An 18,153-nucleotide genomic window follows, 5' to 3' on the forward strand; every position below is an offset into this window, starting at 1 on the left:
TGGAGGATGTGATGGCGGGTGAGGTGGATTTGGCGATGTGGTTGCGGTCTATGCAGCCGGAGTTGCATGCGGCGGCTTACGGATATGTGGTGACCGATACGGCGGTGGGACTGACGGCGACGATCTCGGCGGCTTTGGCGGGGCCAAGGATCAGCGCCAATGTGGGGGCGGGGTTTTATCATGATCATGTGTTTGTGCCTTGGGAGCGGCGCTTGGAGGCGATGGCGGCGCTGCGGGAGTTGAACGATGCTTGAGGCGGCGGTTCAGGGTTATTTGGTGTCACTCAGCCTGATTTTGGCGATTGGGGCGCAGAACGCGTTCGTGTTGCGGCAGGGCTTGCGGCGCGAGCATGTCGGCGTGGTGGTGCTGGCTTGCGCCATTTCTGATGCGATTCTGATCGCGCTTGGCGTGACGGGGTTTGGCGTGGTTTCCGCATCGGTGCCGTGGATTGGTGAGGCGATGCGCTGGGGTGGGGTGATTTTTCTGCTGGTTTATGGTGGCCTGCGGTTCAAGGCGGCTTTGGCGGGGGGCGAGGCTTTGAAGCCGGGGGATGGGGCGGCAACCAGCGTGTCAAAAGTGCTGACGACGGTGTTGGTGCTGACTTGGGCCAATCCGCATGTTTATCTGGATACGGTGGTGCTGCTGGGATCCATCTCGGCGCAGTATCCGGGGCATCGGCTGGCGTTTGGGGCGGCGGCGGCTTGCGGCAGTTTCAGCTTTTTCACCGCTTTGGGCTATGGTGCGCGGCTTCTGGCCCCGGTGTTTGCCAACCCGAAGGCTTGGGTGGTGTTGGAGATTATTGTCGGGGCGACGATGTGGGCGATTGCGGCAGGGCTTGCCTTTGGCGGTTAGGCTTGGTTCTGTCCGCGGATGAATATGACTGATTTGGGGCGCCCCCGCGAGGGGGTGATGTGGATGGTGCTGTCGGGGCTTTCCTTCGTGGGGGTCAACGGCATTGTGCGCTATCTCGGCGCTGATCTGCCTGCTGCACAGTCGGCGTTTTTGCGGTTTGTCTTTGGAGTGGTGTTGCTGGCTCCGGTCTTGCCGGGGTTGGCGCGCGGGATGAACGGGCAGGTGTTGAAGCTGTTCGCATGGCGCGGGGTGATGCACACGATTGCGGTGCTGTTCTGGTTCTATGCGATGGCGCGAATCCCGGTCGCCCATGCCACGGCGATTGGTTATCTGAACCCGGTTTTGATGCTGATCGCCGGGGCATTGATTTTGCGGGAGCGGCTGACAGCACGACGGATCATTGCGGTGGCGGTGGCATTGGCGGGGGCGTTGATCGTGCTGCGGCCCGGTGTGCAGGCGCTGAATATGGGACATCTCAGCCAGATCGGGGCTTCGGTGTTTTTCTGCGGAAGTTATTTGTTTGCCAAGCGGTTGACGGGGTTGGCGAATGCCTCGGTGATCGTGGCAATGATGTCGGTGACGGTGACTTTGGGGCTGGCACCGCTCGCGTGGTGGGTTTGGGTTCCGGTCAGTTGGGCGCAGCTTGGCTGGCTGGCGGTGGTGGCTGGCTGTGCGACCTCGGGGCATTATTGCATGACGCGGGCATTCCGGGCGGCTCCGCTGACTGTGACGCAGCCGGTTACCTTTCTGTCGCTGATCTGGGCGACGGCTTTGGGGGCGATCTTGTTTGGCGAGGCGGTGGATGTGTTTGTGCTGCTGGGCGGTGCGATGATTATTGGCGCGATCACCTTTGTGACATGGCGGGATGCCGTCGATAGCGCGGCGTTGCAGCAAGAGTAACCACCGCGCGCTCTGGTGCGGCGGTGTTAACGGGGTTTTCATAGCTTCTGCCTCCACGAGCGTTTTGCGGAGGTCTATATGCCCGATACATCGACAATCCTGTCGCTGCCCCTGATCCAACCCGCGCAAGCGCAAAAACATGTGACGCATAATGAGGCTGTGCGGTTGCTGGACCTGATGGTGCAGCTGTCGGTCAAGGCGCGGGCTGTCAGCGCACCGCCTGTTGGTCCGGTGTTGGGTGACCGCTATATAGTGCCTGCGGGCGCGAGCGGGGCTTGGGCGGGGCAGGCGGGGAAGATTGCGCTGTTCGAGACCGGGGTTTGGCAGTTTTTCAAGCCACTGGCGGGCTGGCAGGCCTATGTCGTGGCCGAAGCGGCGATGGCGGTTTACAACGGCACGGCTTGGCTTGCGCTGACCGATGGGCCGTTGTTGGTGGGGCAGCTTGGCGTGTCGGCGACACCGGATGCGACCAATCGGCTGGCCGTCTCCTCGCCTGCATCGCTGTTCGATCATGCGGGCGCTGGGCATCTGATGAAGCTGAACAAGGCCAGTGCGACGGACAGCGCCAGTCTGGCATTTCAGACCGGGTATTCCAGCCGCGCTATGCTGGGCACGCAAGGCTCGGATGATTTCAGCCTAAAAGTCTCGCCCGATGGCAGCAGTTTTCTCGATGCCGTAACGGTGGCGGCGGCGACGGGTTATGTGGCGATGCCGCAGGGGATGCTGGCGAGTGGGTTCAGCCTGCGCGATCCGACGGACCCTACCAAGCGCGCGAATTTCTCGGTGGCGTCGGTGACGACGGGCACGACGCGAAGCTATACGCTGCCGAATGGCGCGACTGAATTGGCGGGGCTGGCGCTGACGCAGACCTTCACCGGAGCCAAGACGTTTTCGGGCGGCTTTACCATCAGCGGGGCCACGGCGAGCCTTGGCACTTCAACTGCGACCAGTAGCTATAGCATGGGGAGCGGGGCTACGGCTGCGGGCAATACCTCGACGATCAATCTCGGCACTGGCGGGATCAGTGGCTCGACCACGGTGGTCAATATCGGATCGAGCGTGATGGGCGCGCTGGGCACAACGGTGATCAACTCGCCCAGCGTCAGCTTTGCGGCGAGCGTCACCAGCATTTCGGCCCCAGCGGCGGCGGTCACGGCGGATAAGCTGGGTCTGGGGGGGGCTACCCCCGATGCGACCAACCGCTTGTCGGTCAATGCAGGCGCGACATTGTTGAACCATGCCGGAGCCGGGCATCAGGTCAAGCTGAACAAGGCGGCGGCAACAGATACCGCCAGCTTGACGTTTCAGACTGGGTTTTCCGGGCGGGCCGAGATGGGCACCACCGGCTCGGATGATTTCGCGATCAAGGTCAGCCCGGATGGCAGCACGTTTTACACCGCGATGATGGTGGCGCGGGCGACGGGGCAAGCGACACTGCCGCAGGTGCTGAATTTGGGCGGGCAGGCGGCGGATCCTGCCAGCCCGGTGAATGGCATGGTCTGGCTGAATACCACCTCGGGACAGGTCAAGGTGCGCAGCGCTGGCGTGACCCAAGTGGTCAGCGCCGGGATCAGTGACGGGGCCAAGGGCGATGTTACGGTGTCGGGCGGCGGCACGGTTTGGACGCTGGCGGCATCGGCAAAATACGGCGTGCAGGTCGCGCTGAATCAACAAGCATTCATCAACTAGGAGAGCGGCAATGCCCGGCAATACTTCCCCGATTTTCTCAAAAGTTGCCCGTGTCGAGTGGGCGGGCGGCATTACGGCGGCCAATACCGCCAAGGATGGCACTGGCACTGTCGATACGGTGTTCACGGCGGATGCGACGAATGGCTCGTATCTGCAAAAGCTGAATGTGAGGCCGAAAGGCACCAATGTGGCCTCGGTGCTGCGGGTGTTTTTGAACAATGGTGCGACCAATGCGACGGCCGCCAATAACGTGCTGATTGCGGAATTGTCGCTGCCTGCGACCACGCTTTCGGAAGTGGCGGCTTTGTCGGGCAATGAACTGCCGCTGAACATCCCGGTTCCCCCCGGCTACCGGGTGCAGGTGGCTTTGGGCACGGCGGTGGCGGGCGGTTATGCTGTGGCAGGTTTGGGGGGGGATTACTGATGAGTTTTCCGCATTTCCTGCCGCGAGAGGCAGGACAGACCCGGCGGTTTGATCCTTCGGGTGCGGCGGGCCAATGGCAGAGCTACACGGTGCCGCTGGGCGCTGTGCTGCTGGAGATCGTGCTGGTCGGCGGGGGGGGCGGCGGTGGGGCTGGCTTTGCAGCGGCAGCGGCTGCGGCGCGCGGCGGTGGCGGTGGCGGTGGCGGTGGGGCGGTGTCGCGCATCGTCGTCGCGGCGGCACTGCTGCCGGGGACGCTGTTCGTATCGGCGGGCGCGGGCGGTGCGAGTGGGGGGGCGGGGGGGGGCTCAACCATCGGTGTCGCCCCGGTTGCGGCGGTGGCGAGCGGCTTGGCCAGCGCCAATGGGGGTGGCGCGGGTGGCACGGGCACCGGGGCGGCGGTGGGGGCTGCGGGGGCTGCGGGCACCATCTCCACCGGCGGGGCCTATTCGGCGCTGGGCAGTTTTATCAGCGTCGCGGGGCAAGCGGGCGGCGCGGGTGGGGCTGTGGCGGGTGGCACCGGGACGGCGGTGGCGTTTGGTGGCGTCAATATCTTCATCACAGGCGGCGCAGGGGGGGCCGGGGCAACCTCGGCTGATTTCGCGGGCGGCGCGTTGAATGGGGCTGGGCTGTGCCCGACGCTTGCAGGCGGTGCGGCGGGCAGCAACAACGGTGCGGCGGGCTATGAGCTGTGGCTGCCGCCAACCTTCTCGGGTGGTTCGGGCGGTGGGGCTTCGAACACTGCTGCGGGCGGGACGGGTGGCGCGGGCGCGCGCGGCTCGGGCGGCGGCGGCGGCGGGGCTGGCGTTACCGCAGGTCAGGGTGGGCGCGGCGGCGACGGCTTTGTGCTGATCACCTGTATTTCGTAAATTGCGGCAAGCGCGCGGGGCCGGGGGCAAGTCCTCCGGCCTTTTGCATGGCTCGCGACTTTTCGCTTGATTTTCCACGCTTTGATTGTTCGCGGATTTGACACAGTGCCCCGCTCTGCCTAAGACAAGACTGGAACAGCCAGGAGCGTTTGGCATGAAGATTGCGATGATCGGAACCGGCTATGTCGGTTTGGTTTCGGGCGTGTGTTTCTCGGATTTCGGGCATGAGGTGATTTGCGTCGACAAAGATCCCGGCAAGATCGAGCGTTTGCGCGCGGGTGAGGTGCCGATCTTTGAGCCGGGGCTAGAGGCCTTGATGGCGAAGAACGTCAGCGCCGGGCGGTTGTCGTTCACGCTGGATCTGGCCGAGGCTGTGGCGGGCGCAGATGCGGTGTTTATCGCGGTGGGCACCCCGACGCGGCGCGGTGACGGCCATGCAGATCTGACCTATGTGATGACGGCAGCGGAGGAAATCGGCCGCGCCTTGACGGGTTATGCGGTGATTGTCACCAAATCGACGGTGCCTGTAGGGACCAACCGCAAGGTGGCGGACGCGGTGGCAGCGGCCAACCCGGATGCCAAGTTCGATGTGGCCTCTAACCCCGAATTCCTCCGCGAAGGCGCTGCGATTGACGACTTCATGCGGCCTGATCGCGTGGTGGTGGGGGTCGAATCTCAGCGGGCGCGCAAGGTGATGGCGGATATTTACCGCCCGTTGTTCCTGCGCGAGTTCCCGGTCGTCTATACCGGGCTAGAGTCGGCCGAGATGATCAAATACGCGGCCAACGCGTTTCTGGCCACCAAGATCACTTTCATCAACGAAATCGCGGCTTTGTGCGAGAAGGTTGGCGCGGATATCAAGGACGTATCGAAAGGCATGGGGATGGATGGCCGCATCGGCAACAAGTTCCTGCATGCGGGCCCCGGCTACGGCGGGTCGTGCTTTCCCAAGGATACCATGGCTTTGGCCCGTATTGGTCAGGATCATGCTGTGCCGATGCAGATCACAGAGACCGTGATCAAGGTTAACAATGAAATCAAGCGCCGGATGATCGACAAGATCGTTGATCTTTGTGACGGCAGCCTGAACGGCAAGACCATCGCCGTGCTGGGTGTCACCTTCAAGCCCAACACCGACGATATGCGCGACGCGCCCAGTTTGACCATTGTGCCCGCCTTGGTGGGCGGTGGTGCGAAGGTGCGCGTCGTTGATCCGCAGGGCCAGCGCGAGGGCGAGGCGCTGTTGCCGGGGGTGAAATGGGTTGAAAGCCCGTATCAGGCGGCGCATGGCGCTGATCTGGTGGTGCTGCTGACCGAGTGGAATGAGTTCCGGGCCTTGGATCTTGCAAAGCTGGCGAAGAAGATGGTCACGCCGCGGATGGCCGATCTGCGCAATATATACTCGCTGGAAGAAGCCACCGAGGCAGGGTTTGAAACCTATGTCGCGGTGGGGCGCTAAGCCGAGGGAAGTGGTTTAAGCTTTGCCGGGGCGACAGGCTCTGGCAAAGCTTGGTGCAAGTGAGGTGTTCGGATGTCTGAGGCGAAAGACTCGATTCTTTTCGTGGTGGATGGCCCGGGGCTTGAGGCGCAGTCTTTGCTGCTGGCCGCGTCTTTGGCCAAGTATCACCCGGATCGCAGCAAGGTTGACCTGATCGCCTATGTCTCGCCACGCTCGGCGGACAGCTTGTCAGAGGTGACGCGGGCGCTTTACGCCGATTGCGGTGTGCAGGTGCAGCCCTTGCCCTCGGCTGACGGTGTTTGGGCCAAGCCCTATCCGCATGGCAATAAGATCCTCGCCTGTGCGGCCCCGCGCAGCTCACACCGCAGCCTGTTCATTGACACCGATACGGTCTGCCTTGGCCCGCTGACCGGGCTTGATCTGGTGGGTCCTGATGCGGTGGCGGTGGTGCCGGAGGGTCTGCCGACTTGGGGCAAAGAGCCCGACAAATGGCCGCGCGCCTATGATTTCTTTGGCCTGCCGCTGCCGGAAGATCGGGTGCAACTGACGCGGGGGCGGCAGCTGGATTATCTGCCCTATTTCAACGGCGGTTTTGTCAGCTTCAGCGATCTGCCCCGCCCCGGTTCGACGACGAATTTTGCGCAAGACTGGTTGCAGACCGCCGTCGACTTTGACCATGGCTGCCCGATCAAGGGCAAGCGACCTTGGCTGGATCAGATTACGCTGCCGCTGACCATGAAGCGGTTCGGCTTTTCCTATCAGGTGCTGCACGAGCTGTGGAACTTCTCGATCGCGGATCGTTTGAAGCTGAGCCGCGCGAAAAAGGCCCGGTTGATTCATTATCACCGTTTTGTCCATCTGAAGCGGCTCGACTTCCACACCATCTTTATCGCTGATGCGCTCGCCTGTGTGCCTACGGCCATGGCGGAGGCGCTGCTGGCGCAGTTGAGCAGTCTCGCCGTCGATCCGGTGGAAACAGCGGCGGCGTGACGTGCAAATTTGCCCGGAGTCTGGGCGATTGCGCTGGACCTTGGCGCTAAAACTCTCATTTAGTCGCGGCATTGGCTGGGGATGGGCGAAAGCGGATGATGCAAAAGCATGTGTTGGTGACGGGCGGGGCGGGCTATATTGGCGCGCATGCCTGCAAGGTTTTGGCGCAGGCGGGCTTTGTGCCGGTGGCGTTTGACAACCTGTCGACCGGCTGGGCGGAGGCCGTTAAATTCGGGCCATTTGTGCAAGGCGATCTGCTGAATCGTGCCCAGATCGACGCGGCCTTCCTGCGCTATCGCCCCGTTGCCGTCATGCATTTTGCCGCGCTGTCGCTGGTTGGCGAGTCGATGTCCGACCCGGGGCGCTACTGGCGCACCAATGTCAACGGCTCGCTCAATCTGGTAGAGGCGGCGGTGGCGGCGGGCTGCATGAACTTCGTGTTCTCCTCGACCTGCGCGACTTATGGCGATCAGGATGGCGTGCTGCTGGATGAAAACACCCCGCAGCATCCGATCAATTCCTATGGTGCGTCCAAGAAAGCCATCGAGGAAATCCTGAAGAATTTTGGCGCGACTTACGGGCTGAACCATGTGATCTTCCGTTATTTCAACGTCGCAGGTGCCGACCCCGAGGCCGAGGTGGGCGAACAGCACCGCCCGGAAACCCATCTGATTCCGCTGATGCTGGATGCGATTGAGGGCCGCCGCCCGGCGCTGACGGTGTTTGGGCAGGACTATCCGACACCCGACGGCACCTGCGTGCGCGATTATGTGCATGTGATGGATCTGGTCGACGCGCATGTGAAGGGGCTGAATTGGCTGCTCGACGGACGCGGCAACCGGGCGTTCAATCTGGGCACCGGGCATGGCTTTTCGGTGCGTCAGGTGATTGATGCCAGTCGTGTTGTGACCAACCGCGACGTACCGATCCTCCAAGGCCCGCGCCGCGCAGGCGATGCGGCGGCGCTGGTGTCGGGTTCGGACCGCGCCCGCGCCGAATTGGGGTGGGAGCCAATACGCTCCACCCTGCCCGAGATGATCCGTGATGCGCTGGGCTGGAGTCAGACGCCGGGATTTCTGCGCTAATTCCTAAAACTTAGCTAAAATTGTCATCCTCTGTGCGCAAATATCCTCGGGGGGCACTATTGGCCCTTCGCCAATAGTGTTTGGGGGCAGACAGCCCCCGCGCGCTTAGGGCAGGGCGATGTCGCGATAATCCTGCACTTGGCTCGACAGCCTCCCCGCCTCTACCTGAGGTACATCGGCAATCAGCAAGGCAGGCCCCATCCCGGCTTGCGCCAACAGCTCACCGTCTGCCCCCACGATCAAAGACCCGCCCGCATAGGTCAAATCGCCCTCTATCCCGCAGTAATTGGCATAGACGATGCTGATGCCATGATTGGCCGCCATCGCGGGCACCGTGGCACGCATCACATGGGTATAGGGCAGCATATTGGCGGTGGGCACCAGTAGAACCGTCACGCCTGCCGCCGCCAAAGCCGCGATATGGGGCGCGAATTCAACATCATAGCAGATCAGCAGTGCGGCCTTATGCCCGGCCAGATCGAAGGTGACATAGGCGTCGCCCGCGCGATAGATCGACGCCTCACGCGCGCCATAAAGCTGGATTTTGCGGTAATGCGCCAGTTCTGCGCCATCCGGCCCCAAGGCCAAAGCGGCGTTATAGACCACATCACCATCCCGCTCGGCATAGCCGAACACCAGCCCGCAGCCTGCGCCGCGACAGGCATCGGCAAGACGATCCTGCCACGCGCCGCTATGCAGCAGCGCCAATTCTGCAATCGCATCGCTGTTATAGCCCGGCGCGAAACTTTCCGGCACCACCAGCATGTCGGCCCCTGCCGCCCCCGCTGCGCGCAGGGCACGCTCCACGGCCACAAAGGCCGCCTCGCAATCACCGGCGGACGAGGGTGCTTGCATCAGCGCAAGACGAAGATCGGGCATCGGAGGACTCCTGCTTTGGTTTGGCTGCATCATGGCGCGTGGCGCTTGCCCTGTCACCCCCAGCCGCATTGACTTTCCCTGCGTGCTTTCTGCATCTGACACAAAACCAAGAGGTTCCGCTTGCCGCCCCGCCACACTCTGATTTCCAGCGTCAAAGACGAAGGCCCGTTCCTGCTGGAATGGGTGGCGCATCATCTGGTGTTGGGGGTTGAACCGCCGAAGCCCGCCACCAGTGATGGCCAGAACAACGACTACCGCTTTGAGTGCCCGGTTAGCTTCACCCATACCGGAGCGATCAGCCGGGGCCGCATTGACCTCTATCGCTGCGGCTGTTTCATCCTTGAGGCCAAGCAGGGTGCCAACCCTGATCCCACCCGACCACCCAGCTTTCGCTGCTGGGCGACGACGCCATCACCCAGAAAGGCCATGCCCGACGCGGCTCGGCGAAATGGGATGACACCATGCTGCGCGCCCGCAATCAGGCCTATGGCTATGCCCGCGCGGTGGCGAAAGAGGATGGCTGGCCGCCGTTTCTGCCGGCGGTCGATGTCGGCCATGTCATTTAGGTCTATGCCGATTTCTTGCGCCAAGGCCAAGGTTATACCCAGTTCCACGACGATCTGCACAACCCTGAGGTCCGCGCTCGGCTGAACGCGATCTGGAATGACCCCTTGTCGCTCGATCCCGTCAAGATCAGCGCCGCTGTCACCCGCAAGGTTGCGGGGCATCTGGTGGAACTTGGCCAATTCTTTGAGGGGCAGGGCCATGCGCCCGAAGATGTCGCCACCTTCCTGATCCGCTGCCTGTTCACCATGTTTGCTGAAGATGTCGAACTGATCCTGCAGGGCAGCTTTACCGCCAAACTGCAAGACCTGCGCGGCCATCCGCAGCATGCGCAGCCGACGCTACAATCTCTGTGGCAGACCATGGACACAGGTGGGTTTTCCACCGTGCTGTCCACCGATCTGAAACGCTTCAACGGCGGGTTGTTCAAGAACGTCACGGCCCTCCCGCTGAACGCCCTGCAACTCGGCCTGTTGATCGAAGCCGCCTCCCACAACTGGCGCGAGGTCGAACCCGCGATCTTCGGCATCCTGTTGGAGCGGGCCTTGGACAAACGTCAGCGCCACAAGCTGGGCGCGCATTGCACCCCGCGCGCCTATGTCGAACGCCTCGTGACCCCGACCGTGATGGAGTCTTTGCGGGCCGATTGGCGGGATGTGCAGGCCTCGGCACTGACCTATGCCACCCAAGACAAATTCAAGGACGCCCGCGCCACGGTGGAGGCCTTCCACCGCCGCCTGTGTGACATTCGCGTGCTCGATCCGGCCTGTGGCTCGGGCAACGTCCTTTATGTCGCGCTGGAGCTGATGAAACGGCTGGAGGGTGAGGTGATCGCCTTGCTGCGCGATCTGGGGCAGGATCAGGCCGCCTTGGGGCTTGTCGGCCATACCGTCGATCCGCATCAGTTTTTGGGGCTAAAGCTGAACCCTTGGGCCGCTGCCGTCGCCGAATTTGTGCTGTGGATCGGCTATCTGCAATGGCATTTTCGCACCCATGGCAAGGCCAGCCCCGCCGCGCCTGTGCTGCGCGACTTCAAGAATATCGAAAACCGCGATGCCGTGCTGGCTTGGGATGCAAGGGTTGAGCGCCGCGATGCCAGCGGCGCGCTGGTCACCCGCTGGGACGGTATCGGCACCATTGTGCATAATGTCACGGGCGAGCGGGTGCCTGATCCGCAGGCCCGCACCCAAGTCTTGGATTACACTAAACTCCGCCCCGCCAAATGGCCCGTGGCCGATTTCATCATCGGCAACCCGCCGTTTTTTGGCGCCTCGCGGATGCGCGAGGCTTTGGGCGATGGCTATACCGAGGCGATCCGGGCGGCCTATCCAAAGGTGCCGGATTCTGCCGATTTCGTGATGTTCTGGTGGGAGAAAGCCGCTTTGGCCGCTCGCGCCTATGCGCCTGCCCACAGCAAAGGCTACCGCCGTTTTGGGCTGATCGCCACCAATTCCCTGCGCCAAACCTTTAACCGCAAGGTGCTGGAGACGCATCTGAACGACCCCACAACCCCCGCCAGCCTGATCTTTGCCATCCCTGACCACGCTTGGGTCGATGCAGGCGACGGGGCTGCGGTGGGGATTGCGATGACCGTCGCCGAAAAGGGTCGCTGCGAGGGTCGCCTGTTCACCGTAGCCACCGAGTCAAAAAACGCCGATGCCAACGAAGCCGCGATGTGTCGCTGAATATGCAACGCGGCATGATCTTCGCTAAGCTGCGGGTTGGGGGCGGAGGTGGCGGGGGCGAAGACGCTAAGTGCCAATCAGGATATTGCTTATCAGGGAGTTACGCCATTGGGCGAAGGATTCCGCGTCTCCGCGCAAGAGGCGCAGCAATATCAGCTAGCAATAAAGAAAGGCGCACTGCGCCGCTACATAAACGGAAAGCAGTTCATAGCCGCCGAAGTTCCAGGATACATTATTGATTTCATTGGAAATACTGAAGCAGAGGCGCGCGTTCAATATCCGGAGTTTTTTTCATCAGGTTCTTGATAGGGTTAAGCCCGCAAGAGCGGAACAGAAGCGGGATAGCTACAGAACAGGCTGGTGGCAATTTGCTGAAACGCGCGTGAACCTCAGAAAGTCTTCAGCGGGCCTCGCACGTTTTGTTGCAACTTGCAGAACTGCAAAACGCAGGGTCTTTGGTTTTCTTGAAGCTGATATTTTTCCAGACGCAAAACTGATCGCAATATGCCTCGATGATGCTTGGTTGCTTGCCGTGTTATCATCGCGCTTTCGCATCAGTTGGGCGCTCGCTTCCGGTGCATTCCTAGAAGATCGTCCTAATTACAATCACGCTCAATGCTTCAACCCTTTCCCCTTCCCAACCCCGTCCGAGCCGCTCAAAGCCGCGCCTGCGGCAACTCGGCGAAGACCTCGACGCGTATTGCAAGCTGCGGCAGGTGCAGCACCCCAAGCTGACGCCGACGGCGATGTATAACTGCCTCGAAAAAACTCCGCGCGGGCGATCGGATTGAGGGTCGCGATAAAGAAACCGACGACCAAGGCCTGATCGGCATCCTGCGGGATCTGCACGACCAGATCGATGCCGCCGTGGCCGAAGCCTACGGCTGGCCCGCCAGTCTGAGTGACGATGAAATCCTGCACAACCTCGTCGCCCTGAACCGCAGCCGCACGGCGGAAGAAGCCAACGGCCAAATCCGCTGGCTGCGCCCCGAGTATCAAAACACCGCAGGCCAAGCCGCCGCAGCACAGGGCGAGCAAACCAGCATGGACATCGGCCTCGTGCTCACCACCGACAAAACCCCATGGCCGAAAACCATGCCCGAGCAAATCGCCGCCGTCCGTGCAGCCCTTGCTGCGATGGGCGAGGCCACCCCTGACCAGTTCGCCCGCCACTTCGCCCACGCCACTTCGGCGCAACCCCTGCTGGAAAGCCTCGCCGCCCTCGGCAGCGCCACCCGTGCCGAAGGCGGGCAGTTCTTGGGTCCGTAACCGCTTTAGCTGCGGCGCAGACCAAAGCGCAGGATCTGGCGATGCACCGTGCTGCGGTCCACCGCAAGCTGCCGGGCGACGGCAGACACATTCCAGCCTTGTTCGGTCAGCAAATGCTGCAACAGCGCGGGCCCGGTGGTGGTGCGATCGGGCTGCGCCCCCGGCAGATGCGGCAGCAGATCGGCCTTGCCCAGTGTCGCCTCGCCTGCCTGCAGCGGGTAATTGGCGGCAAGGCATGCGGCCAGCGCCACCATCTGATGCAGATTGCCGCCCCAGTCCTGTGCCGCCAGCAGTGCCGCCGCTTGGGCGTCAAAGCACACCGGCACACCAAACGCCCGCGCGAACAGCCGCTCTGCCAGCGCGATCAAATCCTGCCGCTGCCCGATGGGGGGCAGATGCAGCGCCGCGCCCGCCAAGCGGTGCAGCAGATCCGGCCGGATGCCGCTTTGCTGATCGGTGCTCAACGTGGCGATGATCCGCGCGTTTGAGCGGCGCTCGCGCAAAGCTCCCACCGGGCGATAGCTGCCCGCCGCGATCAACGTCAGCAGCCTGGCCTGCAAGCGCGGCGGCAGTTCATTGAGGTTCTCCAGCAGCAAGGTGCCGCCCTCTGCCGCGTCAATCAGGCCGGGGCTGTGGCCGCGCGGATCGCCGCGCCCGAACAGCACCGCCGCCTCATCTTCGGTCAAGCTTTCACAGGCGACCGGGATGCAGGGACCTTGGCGGCTGATGGTATGGATGGCTTGCGCAAGGCTGGTTTTGCCCGCGCCACTTGCGCCCGTGATCAGCAGCGGCATCTGCCCCGGTGCCAACAGGGTGGCGCGGTTCAATAGCTGCCGCATCGCCGGATCATCCCCCGCCAAAGCGCGCAGGGCAGGCGGCACCGTTGGGCTGCGCATGACTTGCGGCATCGTGGTGCGGCGCGGTTCAATCGCATGGGCGAACAGACGATAACCGTCGCGGGTCTGGATCAGGCGATCCCGCGTAGCGCGCTGGCGGGTCAGGCCTTCCAGCGTCTCAAGGCCAAGCTCGAACACCTCGGACACATGCCGCCCGATCAAGCCCAGCCCCTTGCGCCAATCCTGCCCCAGGGTCCGCGCCATTAGACGAGCTGCGCCATTGGTCATGCCGATGACATGGCCGCCCGCATCCAGCGTCAGCGCGGCCTCGGGGTCGACATCCAGAAAATCCGGGCTGCTGGCCAGTCGCAGCACCCAATCGGATCGGCTTTCGGCCATGATATTGGCCATCTCGATCCGCCGCGCGGTCTGGCGCACTAGGTTCAGCGCCAAGAACTGGCTGGCCCGCGCCAAGGGCGAGGACAGCAGCGAGATATCCAGCACCGCCGCAAGACTGCCTGCGGTGTCATAGATTGGCGCTGCGGTGCAGGACAGCCCGCCATGCGTCACATCGAAATGATCGCTTTGATGGATGATCAGCGGCTCACCCGTTTCGATACAGGCCCCCAGCGCACAGGTGCCCGCCCGCGCCTCGGACCATTCCGCACCCATGTAAAGCCCGCTGCGGCGCAAGTCCTGTTTGTGGTTATCCTCGCCGAGATATTCCACCGTCACGCCATCGCGGTCCGACAGCAGCAGCACATAATTCTGCCCGGCGACCAGCTTGTACAGGTCATCAATCCCCGAGCGGGCAATCGAAATCAGATCTTCCGAGCGTTGCCGATGCTGGCGCAGCGCGGTGTCGGGCAGGATATAGGCCTCGGCCCGCGCGGTCGGGTCCAGCCCGTGCTTGTCCAGACAGCGCAGCCAGCTTTGCACCACCAGCGGATCCCGCGTGCCGCTGCCATGGCGTGCAGCGCCCTCGATTTCGCGGATATGCTCGATATCGGTCTGCATCGGCCCTCCAACCTCGCAGCGCGCCATTATGGCCGGGGCGACAGCGACGATCCTAGCCGACAATTTCCGATTGCATAACCCAGCCGTCTGCATGGCGCAGCATTCCGCCATGCCGCGCGCGCACCTGTTGCAGCCGATGCAACAGGTGCGCGCAAGGTTGCAACAGGCGGGCGGGTTAAGCCGTTGAAATCGCTTGCGGTGGTTTTCAAGCTTCGGCGCGGTGAGGCAGCGCGCCACTCTGTCCCCCAAGTTGAGGGAGGACCACATGAAAGCCTTACGTTTCCACGCCGCCAAGGATTTGCGGATTGAGCAGATCGACGCTGTTCCCACTCCCGGACCGGGGCAGGTGACCATCCGCAATCGCTTTGTCGGCATCTGCGGCACCGATCTGCATGAATACGCCTATGGGCCGATCTTCATTCCTTCCGCACCGCATCCTTTCACCAAAGCCAAGCTGCCGCAGGTTCTGGGCCATGAATTTGGCGGTGTGGTGACAGCCGTGGGCACGGGCGTTGCCCATGTGCAGGTGGGCGACCGGGTGTCGGTGCAGCCACTGATCATGCCACGCGCTGGGGATTACTTCGCAGATCGCGGGCTGTTTCACCTGAGCGAAAATCTGGCACTGGCGGGGTTAAGCTGGATTTCGGGCGGCATGGCGGAAGCCGCTTTGCTGAACGATTACAACGTGGTGAAAATACCCGATGCGATGCGCGATGAGGAGGCCGCTTTGGTCGAACCCACCGCCGTTGCCGTCTATGCCTGTGATCGAGGGCAGGTTTCGGCGGGTCAGTCGGTGCTGATCACCGGGGCTGGGCCGATTGGAATTCTGACCCTGCTCGCCGCCAAAGCCTTTGGGGCAACCAAGCTGTTTCTGTCCGATCTCAACGACACAAGGTTGGCATTGGCCAAGGGCATCCTGCCCGAAGTGATCACCCTGAACCCCAAGCGTGACGATATTGGCGCTGTGATCCGCGCGCAAACCGAGGGCGGCGTTGGCTGCGAGGTGGCGCTGGAATGTGTCGGCAATGAAAAGGCGCTGCAAAGCTGCCTTGACGCTGTGCGCAAGCAGGGCACCATCGTGCAGGTCGGTCTGCATCCGGGGAACTCGGGGATCAACTGGCACAATGTCACCTTCAAGGATGTCGATATTCGCGGCTCTTGGGCCTATCCGACCCATCTTTGGCCGCGCGTGATCGACATGATCGCCAGCGGAGCGATTCCGGCGATGAAGGTGGTGACGAAGAAAATCCGCCTCGATGACGCAGTGGCACAGGGTTTTGACGCCCTGCTCGACCCTGCCGGAACACAGTTGAAGATCCTGATTGATCTGAACTGACACCAACCGCCGCGCGGATATTAGGTCTGGGAGGGCCTGCGCGCGGCATCCAACATAAAGCAAAGGGAGGAAACCATATGCTTGATAATACCCCTCAGGGCGCACTTGCGGCGCTTGTGGCCGATCTGGAGCGCGCATTGGTGGCGCAGGACGGTGATGCGGTGGCCGCGTTGTTTCTGGAAACCGGCTATTGGCGCGATCTGGCCGCCTTCACCTGGAACCTGAAAACCTGCGAAGGTCGGGCGCAAATCGGCGCGATGGCCAAGGCGCAACTGCCAAAAATCGCGCCGAAATCGCTTACACTTGATCCTGGTGAAGCGGTCGCCCACGCTGATGGCGTCACCGAAGGTTGGCTGGTGGTGGAAACCACCACCGGGCGCGGTCAGGGCTATATTCGGATGAAAGACGGGAAGATCTGGACGCTTTTGACCACCTTGCATGAACTCAAAGGCCATGAAGAACCGCGCAAGCTGCGCCGCCCGATGGGGGCCGAGCATGGCCATGATCCTGAGCGTAAGACATGGAAGGAAAAGCGCGAGGACGAGGCCGCGCGACTTGGTTACGCCGATCAGCCCTATGTGCTGGTGATCGGCGGCGGGCAGGGCGGCATAGCCCTAGGTGCGCGGTTGCGGCAGTTATCGGTGCCGACCATCGTGATCGACAAAAACCCCCGCCCCGGCGATCAGTGGCGCAACCGCTACAAATCGCTCTGCCTGCATGATCCGGTTTGGTACGACCATCTGCCCTATATCCCGTTCCCCGACAACTGGCCGGTGTTCGCCCCCAAGGACAAGGTGGGTGATTGGCTGGAGATGTATACCAAGGTGATGGAGCTGAATTACTGGTCCTCCACCACCGCCACATCTGCCAGCTACGATGAAGCCAAGGGCGAATGGACCGTCACCGTTCTGCGTGACGGACAGGAGGTTATTCTGCACCCGAAACAGCTTGTGCTGGCCACCGGCATGTCGGGCAAGGCGAATGTGCCGGTCTTCAAAGGGCAGGACATCTTCAAAGGTGAGCAGCAGCATTCCAGCCAACACCCCGGCCCGGATGCCTATCGCGGCAAGAAGGTGGTGGTGATCGGGGCCAACAACTCGGCGCATGATATCTGTGCCGCCCTGTGGGAGAACGGCGCGGATGTGACCATGGTGCAGCGCTCCTCCACCCATATCGTCAAATCCGACAGTCTGATGGAGGTTTGTCTGGGCGGGCTTTATTCCGAACAGGCGGTGGCGAATGGCATCACGCATGACAAGGCCGATATGATCTTTGCCTCCGTGCCCTATGGCATCATGGCGGGGTTCCATGTGCCGCAATATGACGAGATCAAGAAACGCGACGCGGGATTTTATGCAGCGCTGGAAAAAGCCGGGTTCCAGTTGGATTTCGGCGATGACGAGTCCGGTTTGTTTATGAAATATCTGCGGCGCGGATCGGGCTATTACATTGATGTGGGGGCCTGTGATCTGATCATCGACGGCTCGATCAAGCTGCAATCGGGCAAGGGCATCAGCCATTTGTCGGAAGGTGCTGTGGTGCTGGACGATGGCACCGAACTGCCCGCCGATCTGGTGGTTTATGCCACCGGCTATGGTTCGATGAACGGCTGGGCCGCGGATCTGATCAGCCAAGAGGTTGCGGACAAGGTTGGCAAATGCTGGGGCCTTGGTTCCGATACCACCAAAGACCCCGGCCCGTGGGAGGGCGAGCAGCGCAACATGTGGAAACCGACGATGCAACCCGGGCTGTGGTTTCATGGCGGCAACCTGCACCAGTCGCGGCACTACTCGCGCTATCTTGCACTGCAACTGAAGGCGCGCCATGCCGGGTTGGATACCTCGGTCTGGGGGCTGGAGCCACCGCACCATTTGCGTTGAGGGCAAGAGTCACCGCCGCGCATCGCCTTGCGCGGCGGTGGGCTTGAAGAGTCACAGCTTCGACGCGGCGGCGGCTAAACCTCTGCCAACCGCAGCACTTCGGCAAGCTTCACGTCAACGACAAGATGATCGACAAAGCCGCCACGCAGCGCCGCGCGGATGGCTGCGGCTTTGTGCAGGCCGCTGACCACCAGCAGCCCGATCATCTCGGCCAAAGTGGCATGATCGGCCCCAATCAACCGATCATCCAGCGGCCCAAGCAGGGCAGCACCTTGGTGGCGATCAGGAACTGCACCACATGCGTGTCAGGCGTGCAGGGGCTCAGCGAGTAGATTACCTTGTTGCAGCGCCGCAGATTGATCAGTTGTTCGGCGATGATCGGCTCGGCCCGCAGCATCGCGGCCAAATCGGCGGGGGTGCAG

At 62.3% G+C, this 18,153-nt stretch carries 19 protein-coding genes; 15 read left to right on the plus strand and 4 right to left on the minus strand.

Features of this window, described 5'->3' with window-relative positions:
• Positions 1–11 precede the first annotated feature (11 nt).
• The 9 genes from ACS5RD_RS07820 to galE all read left to right on the plus strand — a co-directional run bounded on the left by ACS5RD_RS07820 (position 12) and on the right by galE (position 8,265).
• Positions 12–254, plus strand: a complete 243-nt coding sequence (locus ACS5RD_RS07820) for an ACT domain-containing protein (RefSeq protein ID WP_489930704.1) — start codon at positions 12–14, stop codon at positions 252–254.
• The gene (locus ACS5RD_RS07825) at positions 247–852 is read left to right on the plus strand and encodes a LysE/ArgO family amino acid transporter (protein WP_054005810.1); all 606 of its coding nucleotides are present in this window, start codon (positions 247–249) and stop codon (positions 850–852) included. The genes ACS5RD_RS07820 and ACS5RD_RS07825 overlap by 8 nt, the downstream gene beginning before the upstream one ends.
• Positions 853–870: 18 nt before the next feature.
• Positions 871–1,752 carry a DMT family transporter gene (locus tag ACS5RD_RS07830; RefSeq protein WP_489930705.1) on the plus strand — a complete coding sequence of 294 codons (882 nt, stop codon included), beginning with the start codon at positions 871–873 and terminating at the stop codon, positions 1,750–1,752.
• Positions 1,753–1,830: 78 nt separating this feature from the next.
• Positions 1,831–3,441: a DUF2793 domain-containing protein gene (locus ACS5RD_RS07835; protein WP_489930706.1), complete on the plus strand. Its 1,611-nt coding sequence runs from the start codon at positions 1,831–1,833 to the stop codon at positions 3,439–3,441.
• Between the two features lie 10 nt (positions 3,442–3,451).
• Positions 3,452–3,865, plus strand: coding sequence for a hypothetical protein (locus ACS5RD_RS07840; RefSeq protein WP_489930707.1), 414 nt, complete (start codon positions 3,452–3,454; stop codon positions 3,863–3,865).
• On the plus strand, positions 3,865–4,731 hold the full coding sequence (locus tag ACS5RD_RS07845) for a hypothetical protein (RefSeq protein ID WP_489930708.1): 867 nt from the start codon (positions 3,865–3,867) through the stop codon (positions 4,729–4,731). Before ACS5RD_RS07840 ends, ACS5RD_RS07845 begins: the two co-directional genes overlap by 1 nt.
• Before the next feature lie 154 nt (positions 4,732–4,885).
• Complete coding sequence (locus ACS5RD_RS07850; RefSeq protein ID WP_489930709.1) at positions 4,886–6,190, plus strand: UDP-glucose dehydrogenase family protein; 1,305 nt, start codon at positions 4,886–4,888, stop codon at positions 6,188–6,190.
• 72 nt (positions 6,191–6,262) lie between these two features.
• Positions 6,263–7,180: a hypothetical protein gene (locus ACS5RD_RS07855; RefSeq protein WP_489930710.1), complete on the plus strand. Its 918-nt coding sequence runs from the start codon at positions 6,263–6,265 to the stop codon at positions 7,178–7,180.
• Positions 7,181–7,278: 98 nt separating this feature from the next.
• Entirely contained in the window at positions 7,279–8,265 is a 987-nt protein-coding gene (galE, locus tag ACS5RD_RS07860; protein WP_489931351.1) for a UDP-glucose 4-epimerase GalE, read from the plus strand.
• Positions 8,266–8,370: 105 nt separating this feature from the next.
• Here the strand turns inward: galE and ACS5RD_RS07865 are convergent, their stop codons facing one another.
• On the minus strand, positions 8,371–9,144 hold the full coding sequence (locus ACS5RD_RS07865) for a nitrilase-related carbon-nitrogen hydrolase (protein ID WP_489930711.1): 774 nt from the start codon (positions 9,142–9,144) through the stop codon (positions 8,371–8,373).
• Between the two features lie 581 nt (positions 9,145–9,725).
• Here ACS5RD_RS07865 and ACS5RD_RS07870 point away from each other — a divergent pair.
• The 4 genes from ACS5RD_RS07870 (at position 9,726) to ACS5RD_RS07885 (ending at position 12,662) form a co-directional block, all read left to right on the plus strand.
• Positions 9,726–11,393 (plus strand): DNA methyltransferase, encoded by a 1,668-nt coding sequence (locus tag ACS5RD_RS07870; protein WP_489930712.1) that lies wholly within the window; start codon positions 9,726–9,728, stop codon positions 11,391–11,393.
• Between the two features lie 48 nt (positions 11,394–11,441).
• Entirely contained in the window at positions 11,442–11,699 is a 258-nt protein-coding gene (locus ACS5RD_RS07875) for a hypothetical protein (RefSeq protein WP_489930713.1), read from the plus strand.
• The gene (locus ACS5RD_RS07880; RefSeq protein ID WP_489930714.1) at positions 11,629–12,147 is read left to right on the plus strand and encodes a type IIL restriction-modification enzyme MmeI; all 519 of its coding nucleotides are present in this window, start codon (positions 11,629–11,631) and stop codon (positions 12,145–12,147) included. The genes ACS5RD_RS07875 and ACS5RD_RS07880 overlap by 71 nt, the downstream gene beginning before the upstream one ends.
• 113 nt (positions 12,148–12,260) lie before the next feature.
• Positions 12,261–12,662: an RNA-binding protein gene (locus ACS5RD_RS07885; RefSeq protein WP_489930715.1), complete on the plus strand. Its 402-nt coding sequence runs from the start codon at positions 12,261–12,263 to the stop codon at positions 12,660–12,662.
• 5 nt (positions 12,663–12,667) lie between these two features.
• On the opposite strand, the gene ACS5RD_RS07890 is transcribed toward ACS5RD_RS07885, so the two are convergent.
• On the minus strand, positions 12,668–14,515 hold the full coding sequence (locus tag ACS5RD_RS07890; RefSeq protein WP_489930716.1) for a sigma-54-dependent Fis family transcriptional regulator: 1,848 nt from the start codon (positions 14,513–14,515) through the stop codon (positions 12,668–12,670).
• A gap of 265 nt (positions 14,516–14,780) precedes the next feature.
• On the opposite strand from ACS5RD_RS07890, the gene ACS5RD_RS07895 reads away from it, so the two are divergent.
• Both ACS5RD_RS07895 and ACS5RD_RS07900 read left to right on the plus strand, forming a co-directional pair.
• Positions 14,781–15,851 (plus strand): 2,3-butanediol dehydrogenase, encoded by a 1,071-nt coding sequence (locus ACS5RD_RS07895; RefSeq protein WP_489930717.1) that lies wholly within the window; start codon positions 14,781–14,783, stop codon positions 15,849–15,851.
• 77 nt (positions 15,852–15,928) lie between these two features.
• A complete protein-coding gene (locus ACS5RD_RS07900) occupies positions 15,929–17,731 on the plus strand; it encodes an NAD(P)/FAD-dependent oxidoreductase (RefSeq protein WP_489930718.1) in 1,803 nt (600 codons plus the stop codon).
• 74 nt (positions 17,732–17,805) lie between these two features.
• On the opposite strand, the gene ACS5RD_RS07905 is transcribed toward ACS5RD_RS07900, so the two are convergent.
• Both ACS5RD_RS07905 and ACS5RD_RS07910 read right to left on the minus strand, forming a co-directional pair.
• Complete coding sequence (locus ACS5RD_RS07905) at positions 17,806–17,970, minus strand: sugar-binding domain-containing protein (RefSeq protein ID WP_489930719.1); 165 nt, start codon at positions 17,968–17,970, stop codon at positions 17,806–17,808.
• A complete protein-coding gene (locus ACS5RD_RS07910; protein WP_235815564.1) occupies positions 17,967–18,128 on the minus strand; it encodes a hypothetical protein in 162 nt (53 codons plus the stop codon). The genes ACS5RD_RS07905 and ACS5RD_RS07910 overlap by 4 nt, the downstream gene beginning before the upstream one ends.
• Positions 18,129–18,153 lie beyond the last annotated feature (25 nt).

The sequence above is a fragment of the Cypionkella sp. PAMC25878 genome (assembly GCF_058135695.1).

Bases quoted from the DNA above. Each gene is read 5' to 3' on its own strand.
- ACS5RD_RS07820 (WP_489930704.1), top strand. From the start codon at position 12: ATGGCGGGTGAGGTGGATTTGGCGATGTGGTTGCGGTCTATGCAGCCG.
- ACS5RD_RS07825 (WP_054005810.1), top strand. From the start codon at position 247: ATGCTTGAGGCGGCGGTTCAGGGTTATTTGGTGTCACTCAGCCTGATT.
- ACS5RD_RS07830 (WP_489930705.1), top strand. From the start codon at position 871: ATGAATATGACTGATTTGGGGCGCCCCCGCGAGGGGGTGATGTGGATG.
- ACS5RD_RS07835 (WP_489930706.1), top strand. From the start codon at position 1,831: ATGCCCGATACATCGACAATCCTGTCGCTGCCCCTGATCCAACCCGCG.
- ACS5RD_RS07840 (WP_489930707.1), top strand. From the start codon at position 3,452: ATGCCCGGCAATACTTCCCCGATTTTCTCAAAAGTTGCCCGTGTCGAG.
- ACS5RD_RS07845 (WP_489930708.1), top strand. From the start codon at position 3,865: ATGAGTTTTCCGCATTTCCTGCCGCGAGAGGCAGGACAGACCCGGCGG.
- ACS5RD_RS07850 (WP_489930709.1), top strand. From the start codon at position 4,886: ATGAAGATTGCGATGATCGGAACCGGCTATGTCGGTTTGGTTTCGGGC.
- ACS5RD_RS07855 (WP_489930710.1), top strand. From the start codon at position 6,263: ATGTCTGAGGCGAAAGACTCGATTCTTTTCGTGGTGGATGGCCCGGGG.
- galE (WP_489931351.1), top strand. From the start codon at position 7,279: ATGCAAAAGCATGTGTTGGTGACGGGCGGGGCGGGCTATATTGGCGCG.
- ACS5RD_RS07865 (WP_489930711.1), bottom strand. From the start codon at position 9,144: ATGCCCGATCTTCGTCTTGCGCTGATGCAAGCACCCTCGTCCGCCGGT.
- ACS5RD_RS07890 (WP_489930716.1), bottom strand. From the start codon at position 14,515: ATGCAGACCGATATCGAGCATATCCGCGAAATCGAGGGCGCTGCACGC.
- ACS5RD_RS07895 (WP_489930717.1), top strand. From the start codon at position 14,781: ATGAAAGCCTTACGTTTCCACGCCGCCAAGGATTTGCGGATTGAGCAG.
- ACS5RD_RS07900 (WP_489930718.1), top strand. From the start codon at position 15,929: ATGCTTGATAATACCCCTCAGGGCGCACTTGCGGCGCTTGTGGCCGAT.
- ACS5RD_RS07910 (WP_235815564.1), bottom strand. From the start codon at position 18,128: ATGCTGCGGGCCGAGCCGATCATCGCCGAACAACTGATCAATCTGCGG.